The 14,898-nt window shown below is 65.9% G+C and carries 13 protein-coding genes; 2 read left to right on the top strand and 11 right to left on the bottom strand.

What is annotated here, in order from left to right; genetic code table 11:
- Positions 1–117 precede the first annotated feature (117 nt).
- The 6 genes from ABZX86_RS11770 to ABZX86_RS11745 all read right to left on the bottom strand — a co-directional run bounded on the left by ABZX86_RS11770 (position 118) and on the right by ABZX86_RS11745 (position 9,103).
- Positions 118–1,689 carry an NAD(P)/FAD-dependent oxidoreductase gene (locus ABZX86_RS11770; RefSeq protein ID WP_355122567.1) on the bottom strand — a complete coding sequence of 524 codons (1,572 nt, stop codon included), beginning with the start codon at positions 1,687–1,689 and terminating at the stop codon, positions 118–120.
- On the bottom strand, positions 1,686–4,262 hold the full coding sequence (locus ABZX86_RS11765) for an SDR family NAD(P)-dependent oxidoreductase (RefSeq protein WP_355122565.1): 2,577 nt from the start codon (positions 4,260–4,262) through the stop codon (positions 1,686–1,688). The genes ABZX86_RS11770 and ABZX86_RS11765 overlap by 4 nt, the downstream gene beginning before the upstream one ends.
- 26 nt (positions 4,263–4,288) lie before the next feature.
- Complete coding sequence (locus ABZX86_RS11760) at positions 4,289–5,926, bottom strand: NAD(P)/FAD-dependent oxidoreductase (protein WP_355122563.1); 1,638 nt, start codon at positions 5,924–5,926, stop codon at positions 4,289–4,291.
- Between the two features lie 168 nt (positions 5,927–6,094).
- Positions 6,095–7,567, bottom strand: coding sequence for an AarF/ABC1/UbiB kinase family protein (locus tag ABZX86_RS11755; protein WP_355122560.1), 1,473 nt, complete (start codon positions 7,565–7,567; stop codon positions 6,095–6,097).
- A 225-nt stretch (positions 7,568–7,792) separates the two neighbouring features.
- A complete protein-coding gene (locus ABZX86_RS11750; RefSeq protein WP_355122558.1) occupies positions 7,793–8,599 on the bottom strand; it encodes an amino acid-binding protein in 807 nt (268 codons plus the stop codon).
- A gap of 141 nt (positions 8,600–8,740) precedes the next feature.
- A complete protein-coding gene (locus ABZX86_RS11745; RefSeq protein ID WP_355122556.1) occupies positions 8,741–9,103 on the bottom strand; it encodes a TfoX/Sxy family protein in 363 nt (120 codons plus the stop codon).
- A gap of 107 nt (positions 9,104–9,210) precedes the next feature.
- Here ABZX86_RS11745 and ABZX86_RS11740 point away from each other — a divergent pair, with 107 nt between their 5' ends.
- Positions 9,211–10,302, top strand: coding sequence for a glutamate--cysteine ligase (locus tag ABZX86_RS11740; protein ID WP_355122554.1), 1,092 nt, complete (start codon positions 9,211–9,213; stop codon positions 10,300–10,302).
- A 3-nt stretch (positions 10,303–10,305) separates the two neighbouring features.
- Here ABZX86_RS11740 and ABZX86_RS11735 read toward each other — a convergent pair whose 3' ends face one another.
- From ABZX86_RS11735 to ABZX86_RS11715, 5 genes are all read right to left on the bottom strand, one after another.
- The gene (locus ABZX86_RS11735; protein ID WP_355122552.1) at positions 10,306–10,596 is read right to left on the bottom strand and encodes a hypothetical protein; all 291 of its coding nucleotides are present in this window, start codon (positions 10,594–10,596) and stop codon (positions 10,306–10,308) included.
- A gap of 295 nt (positions 10,597–10,891) precedes the next feature.
- Positions 10,892–11,428 (bottom strand): DUF4333 domain-containing protein, encoded by a 537-nt coding sequence (locus tag ABZX86_RS11730; protein ID WP_327140243.1) that lies wholly within the window; start codon positions 11,426–11,428, stop codon positions 10,892–10,894.
- 111 nt (positions 11,429–11,539) lie between these two features.
- A complete protein-coding gene (locus tag ABZX86_RS11725; protein ID WP_355122549.1) occupies positions 11,540–12,166 on the bottom strand; it encodes an MBL fold metallo-hydrolase in 627 nt (208 codons plus the stop codon).
- Positions 12,166–13,251, bottom strand: a complete 1,086-nt coding sequence (locus ABZX86_RS11720; RefSeq protein WP_355122547.1) for an S-(hydroxymethyl)mycothiol dehydrogenase — start codon at positions 13,249–13,251, stop codon at positions 12,166–12,168. Before ABZX86_RS11720 ends, ABZX86_RS11725 begins: the two co-directional genes overlap by 1 nt.
- A 77-nt stretch (positions 13,252–13,328) precedes the next feature.
- Positions 13,329–14,207: a LysR family transcriptional regulator ArgP gene (locus tag ABZX86_RS11715; RefSeq protein ID WP_355122545.1), complete on the bottom strand. Its 879-nt coding sequence runs from the start codon at positions 14,205–14,207 to the stop codon at positions 13,329–13,331.
- A gap of 123 nt (positions 14,208–14,330) precedes the next feature.
- On the opposite strand from ABZX86_RS11715, the gene ABZX86_RS11710 reads away from it, so the two are divergent.
- Positions 14,331–14,897, top strand: a complete 567-nt coding sequence (locus ABZX86_RS11710) for a LysE/ArgO family amino acid transporter (protein ID WP_327146611.1) — start codon at positions 14,331–14,333, stop codon at positions 14,895–14,897.
- The last annotated feature ends 1 nt before the right edge of the window (position 14,898 follow it).

Below are 14,898 nucleotides of genomic sequence, written 5' to 3'. Positions count from 1 at the left end.
TTCAGACTGGCGGACCGACCAGCCTCTTTCGCATCCTTGTTCTTTTCTCGTCTTGTTCTTTTGTCGTTTTCTCTTCTTCTCGTCCAGGCGTCTTTGTTCTTTCGCTCTTTGCCTTTGTCAGACCACAGGGGCAGCCACTCGCCTCCCATCCCCCCGTGCACGCACCGTCCGCGCAGCAGTGAACTCATAGTCATCCAACGGAAAATGCCTATTTTCCCAGTACATCTCGAGCTGCGTCGAAGGCCGGAATGCCGCCCCATCGCCCTGATAGTTGATGTAGTACGTATTGGAGGTAGCGCATCCCTGGCTGAAGAGGTGAGTCTTCTTGGCTCTCTTGTCCATCCGGGCGAAATACCGATCGTGCGGCTCCTGCCGCACCTCGACGCAGGTAGCCCCGCGCTTCCCGGCCTCGGAGATCACCCGAGCCGCGTGTGCGGACGTCGACTCGATCAGCGGAATATACGACCCGGGCGCGTATGCGTACGGCCCTACGATCAGGAACGCATTCGGGAACCGCGGCACCGAAACCCCTTGGTATGCCTGGAATCGGTTGGCATCCCAGAACTCCCCGAGCTCCACGCCGCCCCGGCCATAGATCGGATACGGCGGCGTGAACCCCTTCTCCATGACCTTGAATCCGGTGGCCAGCACCACCATGTCGAAGTCCTGTGAGGCCCCATCGGCGGTGACGATCCCCGTGGATGTGAACCGCTGGATACTGTCGGTGATCAGATCCACATGCGGCTTCGTGAAGGTCCGGAAGTAGGAGTTCGACACCGACGGCCGTTTACAGCCGAGCCGATAGTCGGGGGTGAGCTTCTCGCGCAACTTCGGGTCGCGCACCTGGGCGAAAAGGTAGCTCTTGAGCGCGGTTTCGCCCACGGTGAGACCGACAGACGTAAGCCGTGGATAAGCCGATACCGCCAACCCTGCACCTAGCCCGGCATTCACGCCCACATTGCCGACGAATCGCACCGTCTGCTGCACCGGTGCGAAGTTGAGCACCGAGTTGAGCACCGGCCCCATTCGGAAGTCCGGTTTCGGCGCGATCCAGATAGCGCGCCGCTGGTACACCGTCAGTTGCGCAACATCTTTGGCCAGCTCCGGAATCAGCTGCAAAGCACTGGCCCCGGTGCCGATCACCGCCACCCGCTTACCCCGATAGTCGTACTCGTGATCCCAGCGGGAGCTGTGCATGAGCTTGCCCCGGAAATCCTCGATTCCGGCAATCTCCGGATTGTGCGGCTGTTCCAGTCCGCCCACCGCCCCGATCACGAACCGCGCGGTTATCACCGTGCCGTCTTCCAGGGTGACCCGCCACAGATCGTTGGCCTCGTCGAACACACCCTTGGAGGCCCCCGATCCGAGCCGCAGCTTCGCGCGCAGCCCTTGCTTGTCGACAACTTCCTCGGCGTACCGCTGAATCTCCTCACCCGGCGCGAAGAACCGCGACCACTTCGACCGCTGCTGGAACGAGAAGTTGTACACCGGCGACGGAACATCCACGGCCACACCGGGATACGTATTCGCCAGCCAGGTTCCGCCCACCCGGGACCACTTGTCGATGATGACGAAGTTTTCGACCCCGGCCTTGCGCAATGCCACGCCCGCGCCGATGCCGCCGAGACCCGCGCCGATGACGGCGACCTCGTAGGTGGGGGAGCAGGGGGAACCATTGGTGGAGTTCATGACTGGGACCTCGCGTCCTGTGATTCGGAGATGATCTCCGGAAGTTGTTGCCGGCGCAGCTTTCCCGCGGTGGTGCGGGGGAGCTCGGTCACGAAGACGATGTCGCGTGGCACTTTGTAGTTGGCGAGTGTGGATTTGATGTGCTGTTTCAGCTCGTCCGCGGTGACAGACGCGCCGTCCTGCAGAACTACCGCCGCGACCAGCCGCTGGCCGAAGTCGTCATCGGGCGCGCCGACGGCTCCGGCATCGGCGAGGGCTGGATGCGCCAGCAGTACGGTCTCCACCTCCTGCGGGAAGACGTTCTCGCCACCGGAGACGATCATGTCGTCGGAGCGGCCTTCGATGAACAGGCGTCCCTCGGCATCGAGATGCCCGATATCGCCGGTGTCCATGTACTTTCCGACCATGGTTCGCTGCTTGCCGTCGCTGTAACCACGGAACATGGTGGGGTTCTTGTTGACGATGCGACCGGTGGTTCCGGCGGGGACCTCGCGGCCCTGCTCGTCGACGATCCGGATGTCCACGAAGCCGGTCGGCGGTTTGCCGACCGTGCCCGGCGCGGCGCGCAGATCCGCGGGCGTGGCCACAGCGCCCGCACCGGATTCGGTGGATCCGTAACCGTTGAACAGCACATCCCCGAATTCGTCCATGAACGCGACCGCCAGCCACGGCGGCATGGGTGCGGCCCCGCACAACACCATCTGCAAGGTTTCGGTGTTGTAGTTCTGCCGCACGTCCTCGGGCAATTCCATAATGCGTTTCACCATGGTCGGCACCAGGCAGGCGATCCGCACACTGTGGCGTTCGATATCGGCCAGCGTCTGCTCGGCCTCGAACCGCTCGTGCACGACGGCGGTGGAACCGGTCAGGAAGGCCAGGAGCAGCGCCCCGAACCCGTAGGTGTGATGCAGCGGCGGTGCGATGACGATCGGACTGCCCAACCGCGGAATCGGCTCGATCTTGGCCAGATCCCCGATGGCCAGCACCATGCGCGGGTGCAGCCCGGCGATCAGGGGAACGGCCTCTCGCACACCGAGTTGCCGGGGAGCGCCCTTGGGTACACCCGTGGTGCCGCCGGTCAGCAGCACGACCGAGCCGCCGTACGCCGGAGTGCGCACCGCAGGACCGCCCTCGGCAACAAGCTCCTCGACGGTCGGCAGCCCATCGGCCGACCCCCGCGCCAGTACGCGGCGGCCTTGATAGCCGGATTTCGCTATCTCGGAATGGAATTCGGCGTCGTACAGCAGCAGATCCACGTGTTCCCGCTCGAGCACCTCACCGATCTGCGGTCCCGCGAACCCGTAGTTCAGCGGCACCAGATCGGCCGAGAGTCGCGCTGCGGCAAAGGAAGCCACCACAAATCCGCGATGATTCCGGCTCAGCACACCGATTCGGCTGCCACGCCCGATATTCCATCGAGCCCGCAATGCCGCAGCCAGACGGCGCACCTGGCGATGGAGTTCGGCGGCGGTCACCGACCCGCTGTCGTCGATGAGGGCGAGCCGGTCGGGAAACCGCGCCGCGAAGGACGCCAGCACCGTCGCCAGCCCGGCCCCATCGCGCAGTGAGAGCAGTAGCTGTGGAATGCGCTGTGGTGGAAGCAGATTCCATGCCCCGGCCGCCGGCACCCAGCCTGCAATGGTCACCGCGTCATCGAGCAGATTGGCCGCCTGCTCCACCCGCCCGATCGGCCCGGCCCAATCCGTCGGCCGGTTGTTCCAGTTGCCCGCCTTCGCGTATATCGCCAAGGCCCGCTGCGCGGTGTGCGAACTGTCGAGCGCATACGACACCGGCGCGGCCGCGCGCTCCCACCAGGGCCGGATGGCCAGCGGCCGATCCACGATCGCCCGGCACACCAGGCTCGCCGCCTCCTCCGATGACATGCTCGGCGTGTACCGGTACATCCGGAACGGCCCCAGCATGTCCGAGCGCACCAGTTGCAGATGCACGGCGGTGGTGGTGATGCCGTCGGCCCGCAATTCCGGTGCGGCGCCGCGCATCCAGGAGTTGAAGGCGGCCTTGGTGGCGATATACGCGGTCCAGCCGACGCTCGGCGCATGCACCCCGGCGGTGCTGATATTGACGATGTGTCCCTGGTGCCGGGCGCGCATGGACGGCAGCAGGCTCAGCACCAGACGCACCGGGCCCAGGTAGTTCACCTTGGCGGTGTCGTCGAAATTGTCCCAGCGGTCCAGCGAATCCGAGAGCCAGCGGCGAATCGACTTGCCCGCATTGTTTACGAACACATCGACACGACCGTGCTCGGCGAGCACCCGATCGATCAACTCCGCACAGGCATCGGTATCGCTCAGATCGGCCGGGTAGACGTAAACCGTTCCAGGACAGTCGAATGCCTCCGCCCGCAGTTCCTCCAGGAGCTGCGCGCGCCGTGCGACCGCCAGCACTATCGCGCCGTTCGCGGCCAACCGGAGGGCAGTGGCGCGCCCGACACCCGAGGACGCACCGGTCACCAGAATGATCTTGCCCGCGACCGCCGGCCCCAGCCTGTGATCACTGATGCCGTAACCGGCTGCGCCCAGCGCGATCCGGACCGATTTCGGTAGTTCTAACATGGCTCAACTTCCTTGTCGAGCAGGGATCACGCGGGGCTGTCGGTCTTGGTGCGCCGCGTGCGCTTCGGCTTGGCGCCATTGGCCTGCGGCGGGGCGGCGATCGGCTGCGGCCGCAATACGTCGAATCGATAGTCGGAGAACGGGAAGCGCCGATGCCCGCGCCGGGCCGCGAAGAAGCCGGTGGGACGGATATACGTGCTGTCCCCCTGCGAATTCCGGTAGTACGTCGGCACATGCGCATTCAGCTCGGCCAGATAGAACCGCATGGCCGCACCGTGCTGATAGATCGCGCGATGATAGGCGTCGTGTGCCTCCTGCCGGACCGCCACGAAGGTGGCCCCGCGCCGCCGCGCCTCCGAAATGGCCCGCACCGCATGATCGGCCGTCATCTCCACGAAGGCATGCCAGCCGCTGCCCGACCACGAGTACGGCCCGACCAGCGTCCACCGATTGGGCAGGCCCGGCAGCGCCACGCTCTCGTACGCCTGCAGGCCGTGTTCGGTATAGAACTTGCCCAGGTCCAGTCCGTCGCGCCCCACCACCATGCCCGGTGTGTAGGTCTCCGGATCGGAGAACACGTGGTAGCCGGTCGCCAATACCACCATGTCGAATTCGCGTTCGGTGCCGTCGGTGGTGCGGATGCCGCTCGGGGTGAACCGTTCGATCGACGTGGTGACCAGCTCGACATTGTCGCGATTGAAGCTCAGTAGATAGCCGGTATTCGCGGTCGGCCGCTTGGCGATCGGCCCGTAGTCCGGTGTCAGCGCCGCCCGCGTCTGCGGGTCGCGCACCATCATGCGCAGCAGGCCCCGGTATCCTGCGATGGCCGACGCGTCCACGGCCCGCATGGTCGGCCGCACCAGTGCCATGGGCGCGTTCGACATGGCCCGCAGTACCAGATCCACCACCACCAAAACCGCACCGTGTGTGGCCGCCTGCAGCCCCGGCGTCTGCAGGACCACCTTCACCGCATCGGGAATCTTGGGATTGGGCTTGGGAATACACCACACCGGCGTCCGCTGGAATACCGAGAGGGTGCCCACTGTCCCGGCAATCGACGGTGTGATCTGCACCGAACTCGCGCCGGTGCCGATAATGGCGACTCGTTTACCGGTGAGGTCGTAATCGTGATCCCACTCCGAGGGTCGCTGCAGTTTGCCCCGATAGTCCTCCAGCCCCGGAATACCCGGATCCTGCTTCGGGCTGACAAACGCACCCACCGCGCTGACCACAAAGCGTGCCGTAATGACCTCGCCGCCTTGGATATGCAGCTTCCACCAGTGGTTGTCCTCGTCCCACTCCTCGCCGATGACATTGGTGCCGAACCGCAGATGCGGATACAGCCCGAACCGCGTGGCGACGTCGATGTGGTACTGCTTCACCTCCGCACCGGGCGCGAACAGTCTGCTCCACTTGGCATTTCGTGCGAAGGAGTACTGATAGGCGAGAGACGGGATATCGACTTCCAGTCCCGGGTAATGGTTTTCGTTCCAGCTGCCGCCCACCTCGTCGGCGCGCTCGATAATCACGAAATCAGTGACACCCGCCTTCTTCAGCTTGACGCCGGCGGCGATTCCGCCGGGCCCCGCGCCGATGACCGCGACCTCATGATCCGGAGCGGACCTCGATGCCGACGGATTTCCATTCGATGCGCTGCCCACCATGTCCGGCCTTTCGAGAGCGAAGCGGCCGACCGCCTTTCGAGTGGCTGCGGCCGGCCGTCGGCGGCCCGTTGCGAGGCCGTCGTGGACTCGTCCCGCACGAAGCGGGGCTCCACTCCAGACTAGAGCTGTCTGGGACAGTGATCAAGAGCTATCGGGAATCCGGGCGAATCACCCGGTGGCCGCATCTCGTTTCGCTGCCGCGGCGCGGCGTGCTCGTGCGGCGGCGAGGTCGGCGGGCCCGCCCGTCCGGGTGTGGTAGCGGGCCATTGCCGCGGCTAATTCCGGTGACCAGCGCAGTATTTCGTCGCGCAGCGGTCCGGTGACCTCGAGCTGACTCAGCAGACCCAGCAGTGTGACCATGGCCCGGGCGAACGGGGTGTAGTAGGCGGGCAGGCTGAGCTGCCGGTGCACATTGCTCAACCGGGGGTTCATCGCGACCAGCACCCGCTGCCGTAGCCAGGCGCGATCCACGCGAGAGTGCTCCTGCCGCAGCAGTTCCACGTAGGGCAGCAGCTGCTCGGCCAGCGCCTGCACATCGTAGGTCCGCAGCCGGTCGGCGAAACCGTGCCGCCGCATGGCCGTATCGAGCTCCGCCGCACCGCCATTGAGCAGCGCCTCGGCAATATCGTGGACCAGCGGCGCGAACTGCGGCGGCGGCCAGACCGGACACGCGCCGAAATCGACCACGCCGAGCCGGCCGTCGGGCAGCACCCGGAAGTTCCCCGGATGCGGATCGCAGTAGAGCAGTCCGGTGCGCTCGGCCGAGGACAGCACGAACCGCAGTGTCAGCAGCCCGACCCGATCGCGCTCGGATTGCGCGCCGGAGGCGATCAGCCTGGAAACCGGTATGCCGTCCAGCCATTCGCTGACAATGACGTCGCCGCACTGTGTCACCACCTCGGGCACCCGGAAGTCCGGATCCCGTGCGAAAGCGGCGGCGAAGGCGCGCTGACTGTCGGCCTCGGCCGCGAAATCCAGTTCCGCGCTGACACATTCGGCCAGCCGATCGGTGACCGCCCGGACATCGGCGTTCGGAACGAAGACCGAGAGCAAGCCCGACATGCGCCGCAATTGCCGGAGATCGGCGTGCACGGCCGCCCGGGCGCCGGGATACATGACCTTCACCGCCACACTGCGGCCGTCGCGCCATACCGCGCGGTGTACCTGGCCGATGGTGGCCGAGGCGGCCCGGTGGTCGTCGAACTCGCGAAACTGCGTGCGCCACTGCGGGCCGAAAGCCTCCGCCAGCACCGCGTGCACCGTGGCGGGCAGCATGGCGGGCGTTGCATCCTGCAGTCGGCTCAGGGCAATTCGATAGGGCTCGGCCAATTCCGGTGGCAGGGCGAGTTCGTAGATGCCGAGCATCTGACCCAGTTTGGCGGCGAAGCCCTTCAGCTCGCCGAGCACGTCGAAGAAATGCTGCGCGGTGCGCAGGCGGATATCCCGATCCACCTCGCCCGGCGATCTGCCCAGCGCCCGTTTGCCGGTACCGGCCGCGCGGCGGCCCGCGAAGGCAATGGGCAGCGCCGCCAGTTTGGCTGCGCGCACCGCCGGTCGCGCCGGCGGATGCCCGCCGATATCGTGCTGTTGTTCCGCGTCGCCCGAGCTCCTCGGCTGTGCACCGATGCGCCGAACCGCCATCCGATCATCCCCTTGCGCCTAGCCCTGTGCGCCAGGAGCAGTGTGCCACGACGTGAAACCGGGCAGCCCGGATTGACGGGATTGCGTGGATCGGCCCTGGATGCGGTGCCGGTCGGCCTTGGCGGGTGGTGCGGGTCGGCCTTGGCGGGCGGTGCCGGTCGGCCTTGGCGAGTGGTGAGGGTCGGCCTTGGCGGGCGGTACCGATCAGCTGACGGGCGATGTTGATCAGCCCTGACGGGCGGTGAGCCGGGCGAGATCGGTGAGCCGATGCGCGCGGGCGATTTCGGCCGGGGTGAACGGATCCTCGGGGCGGACGAAGGTCATGGCGTCGATCTCGATATCGGCGGAGATCTCCAGAATCGTTCCGGCGGGGGCATATTCCGGATCTACGGCCGAAACATATTGCGCGCCCAGCAGTTCCGCGATCACCAGCGGCAGCTCGCCGGGATCGCCGGCCACCCGGGTGGCCAGGCTCAGTGCCCGGGTCTGACCGTCGACCAGGGTCAGGGCGGAGGCGGGCCAGATGCCGACGGTCGATCCGCCCGCTTTGGCAATGGCATTGGCCAGCCGCGGCGGCCCGACATCGGCGGGTGTGGAGACCACCAGCTCGTCCAGTACACCGTCCTCCAGGTGGTGCACATGCACCGTGAGGATATTGGCGCGCCGATAGGTGAGCTGTTTGGTGAGCAGTTCCAGGCGCCCCGGAGTGTTGTCCAGGCGCACTCGAATGCGCCACAGCAGCTCGGCGCTGTCCAGGCGCTGCCGCTGATCGAGTTCGGGTCCGTGCAGCCAGCGGGCGAGATAGCGCATGGCTCCCGGCTCCACCACCCAGATGACGAGAATGGTGGTGGTGATGGTCAGGAGCACGACGGTGACCAGATACGGCAAATCGAAATGGATGACCAGCGCGTGCAGCGCCAATTCGACCGGGAACACCGCGGCGAGTTTGGCCAGGGTCAGCCGGGTGCGACGAGGGTGGGGCAGGCGACCGCATACTTCGCATGCCAGGGCATGTACCTCGGTTTGCCTCATATTCACCAGGGTGCGGGGCCGAGATTTCCGCGCTGTGCTCCGGTGTAAATAGGTGGTGACACGCGGCGACAAAATGACTGTGCCAGCGGCATTTTCAGTGAAGCGGCCCACAGGGATTCATTCGGTGTGCCGCACCGCACACTATTTGCGCCGACTCCTGCCCGAGGCCTGTTTCACCGGGAGGCTGCCCGCGTAGGCGACCCCGCGCTCCACCCACTCGATCAGCGCATCGTCGTCCTCGACGGTCTCGGTGGTGACGCGTAGCCAGCCGCGCGTCTCGCGCCCGCCCATGACCATGGTCTCGACCGATCCCGGCACGAGGAGGCCGGTGTAGTTCTCGGGGTCGACCCGCACCATCAGACCACCCCGCCCGCTCGCGGCGACGGCCATATTGCCGCCGATCAGGAATGCCAATCCGCCGAACAATTTCTTCTCGACCACTTCCGGCAGCGCGGGCCCCAGCGCATCCCGAATCCGGTCGGCAAGCTTTTCGTCATAGGCCATCTCTGCATTGTGAACCCGTCCACCGACAAGTTTGCGCCGGGGATACCGGAACGAAACAGACCATTCCGGCAGGTGTCAGGCGCGCGGCGATGAGGTACACATGACAGGTGGAAGCCCCGCCGACGGTGGGTGTCGAAGAGGAGTTTCTCCTCGTGGATCCGCGTACCGGTGCGCCTGTCGGCAGAAATGCCGACGTTGCCCGCACCGCTGCGGATTTCGGCATCGATATGCAATTGGAGATCATGCGGTGCCAGGTGGAAACCAGCACCCGTGTGCATACGAATACGGTCGATCTACTCCGGGAATTGCGCGAATTGCGGCGTGGCGCTGCGGCTTGCGCGGAGAAGAACGACGCATTACTGCTGGCAGTCGCCGTGCCACCCGCCCTTCCCGAGGAGCTGCTCACCTATACCAGCACACCCCGCTATCACCGGGTCGTCGAGACCTTCGGCAGGCTCGCCCGGGAACAGGGTCTGTGCGGCTGTCACGTCCATGTCGCGGTGCCCGATCGTGAAGTGGCACTGCAGGTCAGCAATTTCCTGCGCCCCTGGCTACCGCTACTGCTGTCGCTGACCGCCAACTCCGCCATCTATCACGGCGACGAAACCGGTTATGCCAGTTGGCGAAACATTCTCTGGCGGCGCTGGCCGAGCGCCGGACCGCCACCGCACTTCGGCACGGTCGTCGAGTTCGACGCCGCGGTCGAGTCCATGCTGTCGCTCGGCGTGATCCTGGACCGAAAAATGGTGTATTGGGATGTGCGCCCATCGGTTACGTTCCCCACCGTCGAGGTCCGCGTCAGCGATGTACCGGCCACCGTGGAGGAAACAGCCCTCCTGGCCACCCTAGTGCGTGCCGCGGTCATGACCGCCCGCCGCTCCGCCGTCACACCGGTGATAGCGGAAGACACACTGCGCGCGGCATATTGGCGCGCCGCCCACGAGGGCATGGACGGCCCGGCCATAGATCCGGCAGACGGCCGGACCATCCCGATGCAGGATCTGCTGGCGAAACTCATCGACCTGGTCCGGCCCGCCCTCGAAGACCTCGGAGATGTCGCCTTCGTCGACGACACCCTCACCGCCCTCCTTGCCCGCGGCAACGGAGCCCGCAGACAGCTCGAGGCTTTTCACTTGCGCGGCAAGGTATCCGACGTGATCGAGGAACTAGCCGAGGCCACCCTCCACACCTGCCGCTGAGCGCTACTTCAGCTTCAGGCAGAGCGCGAAGTCCTGTAGTTCGGGTCCACTGCCGAACTTCGTCGTATGCGTGAAGACGAGATCGCTCTCGGGATACTTGTTGTCGCACTCGGTATCTCCGGCCGGACCCACCGGCCGGGCGAGCACCTCCGCCTGCGCCCGGTTATCGCCGCACGGCACCACGACCAGTACCGGATCGGTGTCCGTCGAGATCGGACCGTGGCTGTCCCACACACAATCTCCGGCCACCGCCGTCTTGGCATCGGTGCGTGCGGCAGGCGCGGTCGTCAGCACGGGCGGGATGTACGGTGCGCTGTAGGTCGGGTACGGCGTGTACGCCGGGTAGCTGCTGTGCGACGTCGGCGAATGATTGCTCGCCGGCGGCCGCAGTCGCGGCAGAAGGGTCCCGTCATTTTCCGGAACTGCATCATGAAGACCAGGCCGCGGTGTGCGCGGAAGTCGACCTCCGCAGCAGGAGTGGAGCCACAATAGTGGCAGAAGACGCCATTCGACGCGGACATGCTTGCAGAACCCCCGGGATATAGCTGGAACCGCCGTATTGAAGCACACGGCGGCGACAGCTCCCGAATCACGGCATGGGCTGATCGTCCACGACCATGTTGTAGTTCACCGTCTCACCCTCGACATTGGTGGCGGTGACCGTGACTCCCCAACGGGTGGCGTCGGTTTCGGTGATGACGCAGCGCACGCTGGCGCCGGTGGCCCCGCGTAGCAGGCCGTTGCAGCTGGTGGAGGTGGGGGCGGTGCCGACCTTGTCCTGATAGAACTTGGAGACGTTGGTGGCGATATCGTCCGGGCCCAGGAACTTGTCGGCGAAAACGATGTCGTACGAGGCGGTGTCGCCGTCGACCTTGGTCACCGTGGCGGTGGTCTTCCAGGTCTGATTATCGGCCGAGGTGACGGTGCACTGCTGGGTGGCGCCGACCTCGGCCTTCAGACTGCCGTCGCACACAGTGGATTTCGCGTCCTCGTGCGATTTGTCGTGGAACACGCCGGCGGTCTTGGTCTCCACATCGCTCTTGCTCACCGACCCAGGGCTGGAGGAGCAACCGATGGCGAACAACGGGATAGACGCAACGGCTATCACAGCAGCTATTTTTCGCATGGCGGGAATTATCCGGTCGCGGACCTGGGCGATAAGCCGGATTTGCCAGCAAAGACTGTGAACATGGTGTGAGCCCGGCGCGTCGGGCCCACACCACGTTACATATGACGGTCAGTTGTCGCGCGCCCGCCACTCTTCGAGTTGCGGTGCCTCCGCGCCGATGGTGGTGGAATCACCGTGACCGGTGTGCACCAGGGTCTCCGGCGGCAGTGCCAGCAGCCGATCGGCGATCGAGGCCACGATGGTGTCGTAGTCCGAGTAGGACCGTCCCGTCGCGCCCGGACCGCCGTGGAACAGCGTGTCACCGGTGAAAACCACACCCAGATCAGGGGAGTGGAAGCACACCGCGCCCGGCGCATGGCCGGGCGTGTGCAGCACATGCAGTTCGGTGCCGCCCACCGCGATGATCTGCTTGTCCGAAAGCTCGCCGTCCGGAGCGATATCCGGATGGGTCAGCCGCCACAGCACCAGATCGTCCGGGTGCAGCAGGATCGGCGCACCGGTCGCCGCGGCCAGCTCCGGTGCGACCCGGATGTGATCGTCGTGCGCGTGCGTGGCCAGAATCGCCCGCACCTTGCGCGTGCCCACCACATCCAGAATGGCCGGAACACTGTGCGGCGCATCGATGATGACGCACTCGAGATCGTCGCCCACCACCCAGACATTGTTCTCGACCTCGAAGGTCTCACCGTCCAGGCTGAAGGTGCCCGAGGTGGTGGCGTGATCGATATGCGCCATCAGAACACCACGACCGAGCGCAGCACTTCACCGTCGTGCATCTTGGTGAAGGCGGCTTCGATATCGGTCAGCGAAATGGTCTCGGTGACAAAGGCATCCAGATCGAACCGGCCCTGCTTGTAGAGCTCGATCAGATACGGGAAATCCCGCGAGGGCAGGCAGTCGCCGTACCAGGAGGACTTCAAAGACCCACCGCGCGAGAAGAAGTCGATGAGCGGCATCTCCAGCTTCATCTCCGGAGTCGGCACGCCGACCAGCACCACGGTGCCCGCCAGATCGCGCGCGTAGAACGCCTGCTTCCAGGTCTCCGGGCGGCCGACCGCATCGATCACCACATCGGCGCCGAAGCCGCCGGTCAGTTCCTGAACGCGCTCCACCGCATCCTCTTTCGAGGCGTTCACGGTGTGGGTGGCCCCGAAACCGGTGGCCCACTCCAGCTTCCGCTCATCGATATCGACGGCGATGACGGTGGTCGCACCCGCCAGCTTGGCGCCCGCCACGGCGGCATTGCCCACACCGCCGCAACCGATCACGGCCACGCTGTCGCCGCGGCTCACATTGCCGGTATTGATGGCGGCGCCGAGTCCGGCCATCACACCGCAGCCCAGCAGGCCGGCCGCGACCGGTGAGGCGGTCGGGTCCACCTTGGTGCACTGTCCGGCATGGACGAGGGTCTTCTCCGCGAACGCGCCGATGCCCAGCGCGGGGGTGAGCGGTGTGCCGTCGGTGAGCGTCATCGGCTGTGCCGCATTGTGAGTGGAGAAGCAGTACCACGGCTTGCCCTTGCGGCAGGCGCGACAATTGCCGCACACGGCACGCCAGTTCAGGATGACGAAATCGCCGGGCTCCACATCGGTGACGCCCTCGCCGACCGCTTCCACGATGCCCGCCGCCTCATGGCCGAGCAGGAACGGGAATTCGTCATTGATACCGCCCTCGCGGTAGTGCAGATCGGTGTGGCACACCCCGCACGCCTGCACCTGCACCACGGCCTCGCCGGGTCCGGGGTCGGGAATGACGATCTCGGTCACTTCGACGGGGGCATTCTTCGAGCGTGCGATGACGCCGCGCACAACTTGGGACACGTAATGCCTTTCTCTGCAAAGCACAATCTCGATCGACTATGGCATGCACCGGACCGAACGTTCATAGCAGTGGGCTGTCAGAGCAGCGCCGCCGCCGCGGCTTCGGCAATGGTTGCCGCGACCATACCGAGTGCGGGGGAGTCCAGTCGCCACTGCTGCCAGTAGAGCGGAACATCGATGTGGACCGCGCTGTCCAGGGGGACGAGCTTATCGCCGGGCCGGGTCTGCAGATCCGGCATCATGCCCCAGCCCAATCCGAACCGGATGGCGTCGGAGAATCCCGCCGAGGACGGAATGTAGTGCCGGGGCGGATCCACGGGCCTGCGCGTGTACCGCCGCATGAGCCGGAACTGCAGATCGTCCTTGCGGTCGAACAGAATGACCGGCGCCACCGCGAACGCCTGCGCGGTCGGCCCGTCGGGGAACCAGGTCCGGGCGAATTCGGCGTTCGCCGTGGGCCGATAGCGCATGGCCCCGAGTCGCCGGACCGTACAGCCCTGCACCGGCGCGGCGGTCGAGGTGATGGCCGCCATGACCGTGCCGTCGCGCAGCAGCCGGGTGGTGTGCTCCTCGTCCTCGCGATGGATCTCGAAGGTCACCCCCGCGGCGGCGCGGCCCAGCGCGGACATGACCCAGGTCTGCAGCGAATCGGCATTGACCGCGATGGGGATATTGACCAGGCGCGCGGCGGGCTGATTCTCATCGCCCAGTTCCCGCGCGGTATCGCTGGTCAGCAGCTGCACCTGCTTGGCCAGCCGCAGCACGGTCAGCCCGGATTCGGTGGGCTGCACCGGTTTGGTGCGCTGCACCAGAATCCGCCCGGCGGAATCCTCCAGCGCCTTGATGCGCTGGCTGATTGCCGACGGCGTCACGCTGAGCCGGCGCGCGGCGGCCTCGAAGGTGCCCTCGCTGATGACCGCATCGAGTGCGCGTAGCTGATCGAGCTGCAGGTCCATAGTAAGCAACTCTAATCGTGCTTCAGAATGATTAGCTGGCCTGGTGCTGGTCGCCCGCCTAGTTTCGAGAGGGTGAACGTCTCATCGGCGGCCCTGGCGGCCATTTCAGGACTCGGCTTCGGTATGTCCCTCATTGTGGCGATCGGCGCGCAGAACGCCTTTGTGCTGCGCCAGGGCATCCGCCGCGAGCATGTCCTGGCCGTGGTGGCGGTCTGCGCGCTGTCGGACGTGGCGCTGATCACCATCGGCGTCGCCGGCTTCGGCGCGGTGGTGCACGCCGCGCCGATCGTGCTGACCCTGGCCAAGTACGGGGGCATCGCCTTCCTGCTCGGTTACGCGGCGCTGGCGGCCAAACGCGCGTTCTCCGCCTCGGCCCTGAGTGCCGGTGGCGGTACCCCGATCGCCCTGGGCGCGGCGATTGCCACCTGCTTGGCGGTGACCTGGCTCAACCCGCACGCCTATCTCGACACCATGGTCCTGCTCGGCTCGTTCGCCAGTACCTACGCTTCCCCGGACCGCTGGTTCCTGGCCGCGGGCGCCATGGTCGGCAGCATGATCTGGTTCATCGCACTGGGTTTCGGCGCGCGCCTGCTCGGTCCGCTGTTCGCCAAGCCGATGGCCTGGCGGGTACTGGACTCGGTCATCGCCCTCGTAATGACCGGTCTCGCAATCGGCTTGCTCGTAAGCTAGC

This window comes from Nocardia sp. NPDC006630 (assembly GCF_040611495.1).
Classification (GTDB): domain Bacteria; phylum Actinomycetota; class Actinomycetes; order Mycobacteriales; family Mycobacteriaceae; genus Nocardia.
Note: the sequence above shows the minus strand (reverse complement) of the source record. Positions and strands in the feature narration are given on the sequence as shown.

Coding starts and splice junctions, on each gene's coding strand:
- ABZX86_RS11770 (WP_355122567.1), bottom strand. CDS start 1,689: ATGAACTCCACCAATGGTTCCCCCTGCTCCCCCACCTACGAGGTCGCC.
- ABZX86_RS11765 (WP_355122565.1), bottom strand. CDS start 4,262: ATGTTAGAACTACCGAAATCGGTCCGGATCGCGCTGGGCGCAGCCGGT.
- ABZX86_RS11760 (WP_355122563.1), bottom strand. CDS start 5,926: ATGGTGGGCAGCGCATCGAATGGAAATCCGTCGGCATCGAGGTCCGCT.
- ABZX86_RS11755 (WP_355122560.1), bottom strand. CDS start 7,567: ATGGCGGTTCGGCGCATCGGTGCACAGCCGAGGAGCTCGGGCGACGCG.
- ABZX86_RS11750 (WP_355122558.1), bottom strand. CDS start 8,599: ATGAGGCAAACCGAGGTACATGCCCTGGCATGCGAAGTATGCGGTCGC.
- ABZX86_RS11745 (WP_355122556.1), bottom strand. CDS start 9,103: ATGGCCTATGACGAAAAGCTTGCCGACCGGATTCGGGATGCGCTGGGG.
- ABZX86_RS11730 (WP_327140243.1), bottom strand. CDS start 11,428: ATGCGAAAAATAGCTGCTGTGATAGCCGTTGCGTCTATCCCGTTGTTC.
- ABZX86_RS11725 (WP_355122549.1), bottom strand. CDS start 12,166: ATGGCGCATATCGATCACGCCACCACCTCGGGCACCTTCAGCCTGGAC.
- ABZX86_RS11715 (WP_355122545.1), bottom strand. CDS start 14,207: ATGGACCTGCAGCTCGATCAGCTACGCGCACTCGATGCGGTCATCAGC.
- ABZX86_RS11710 (WP_327146611.1), top strand. CDS start 14,331: ATGTCCCTCATTGTGGCGATCGGCGCGCAGAACGCCTTTGTGCTGCGC.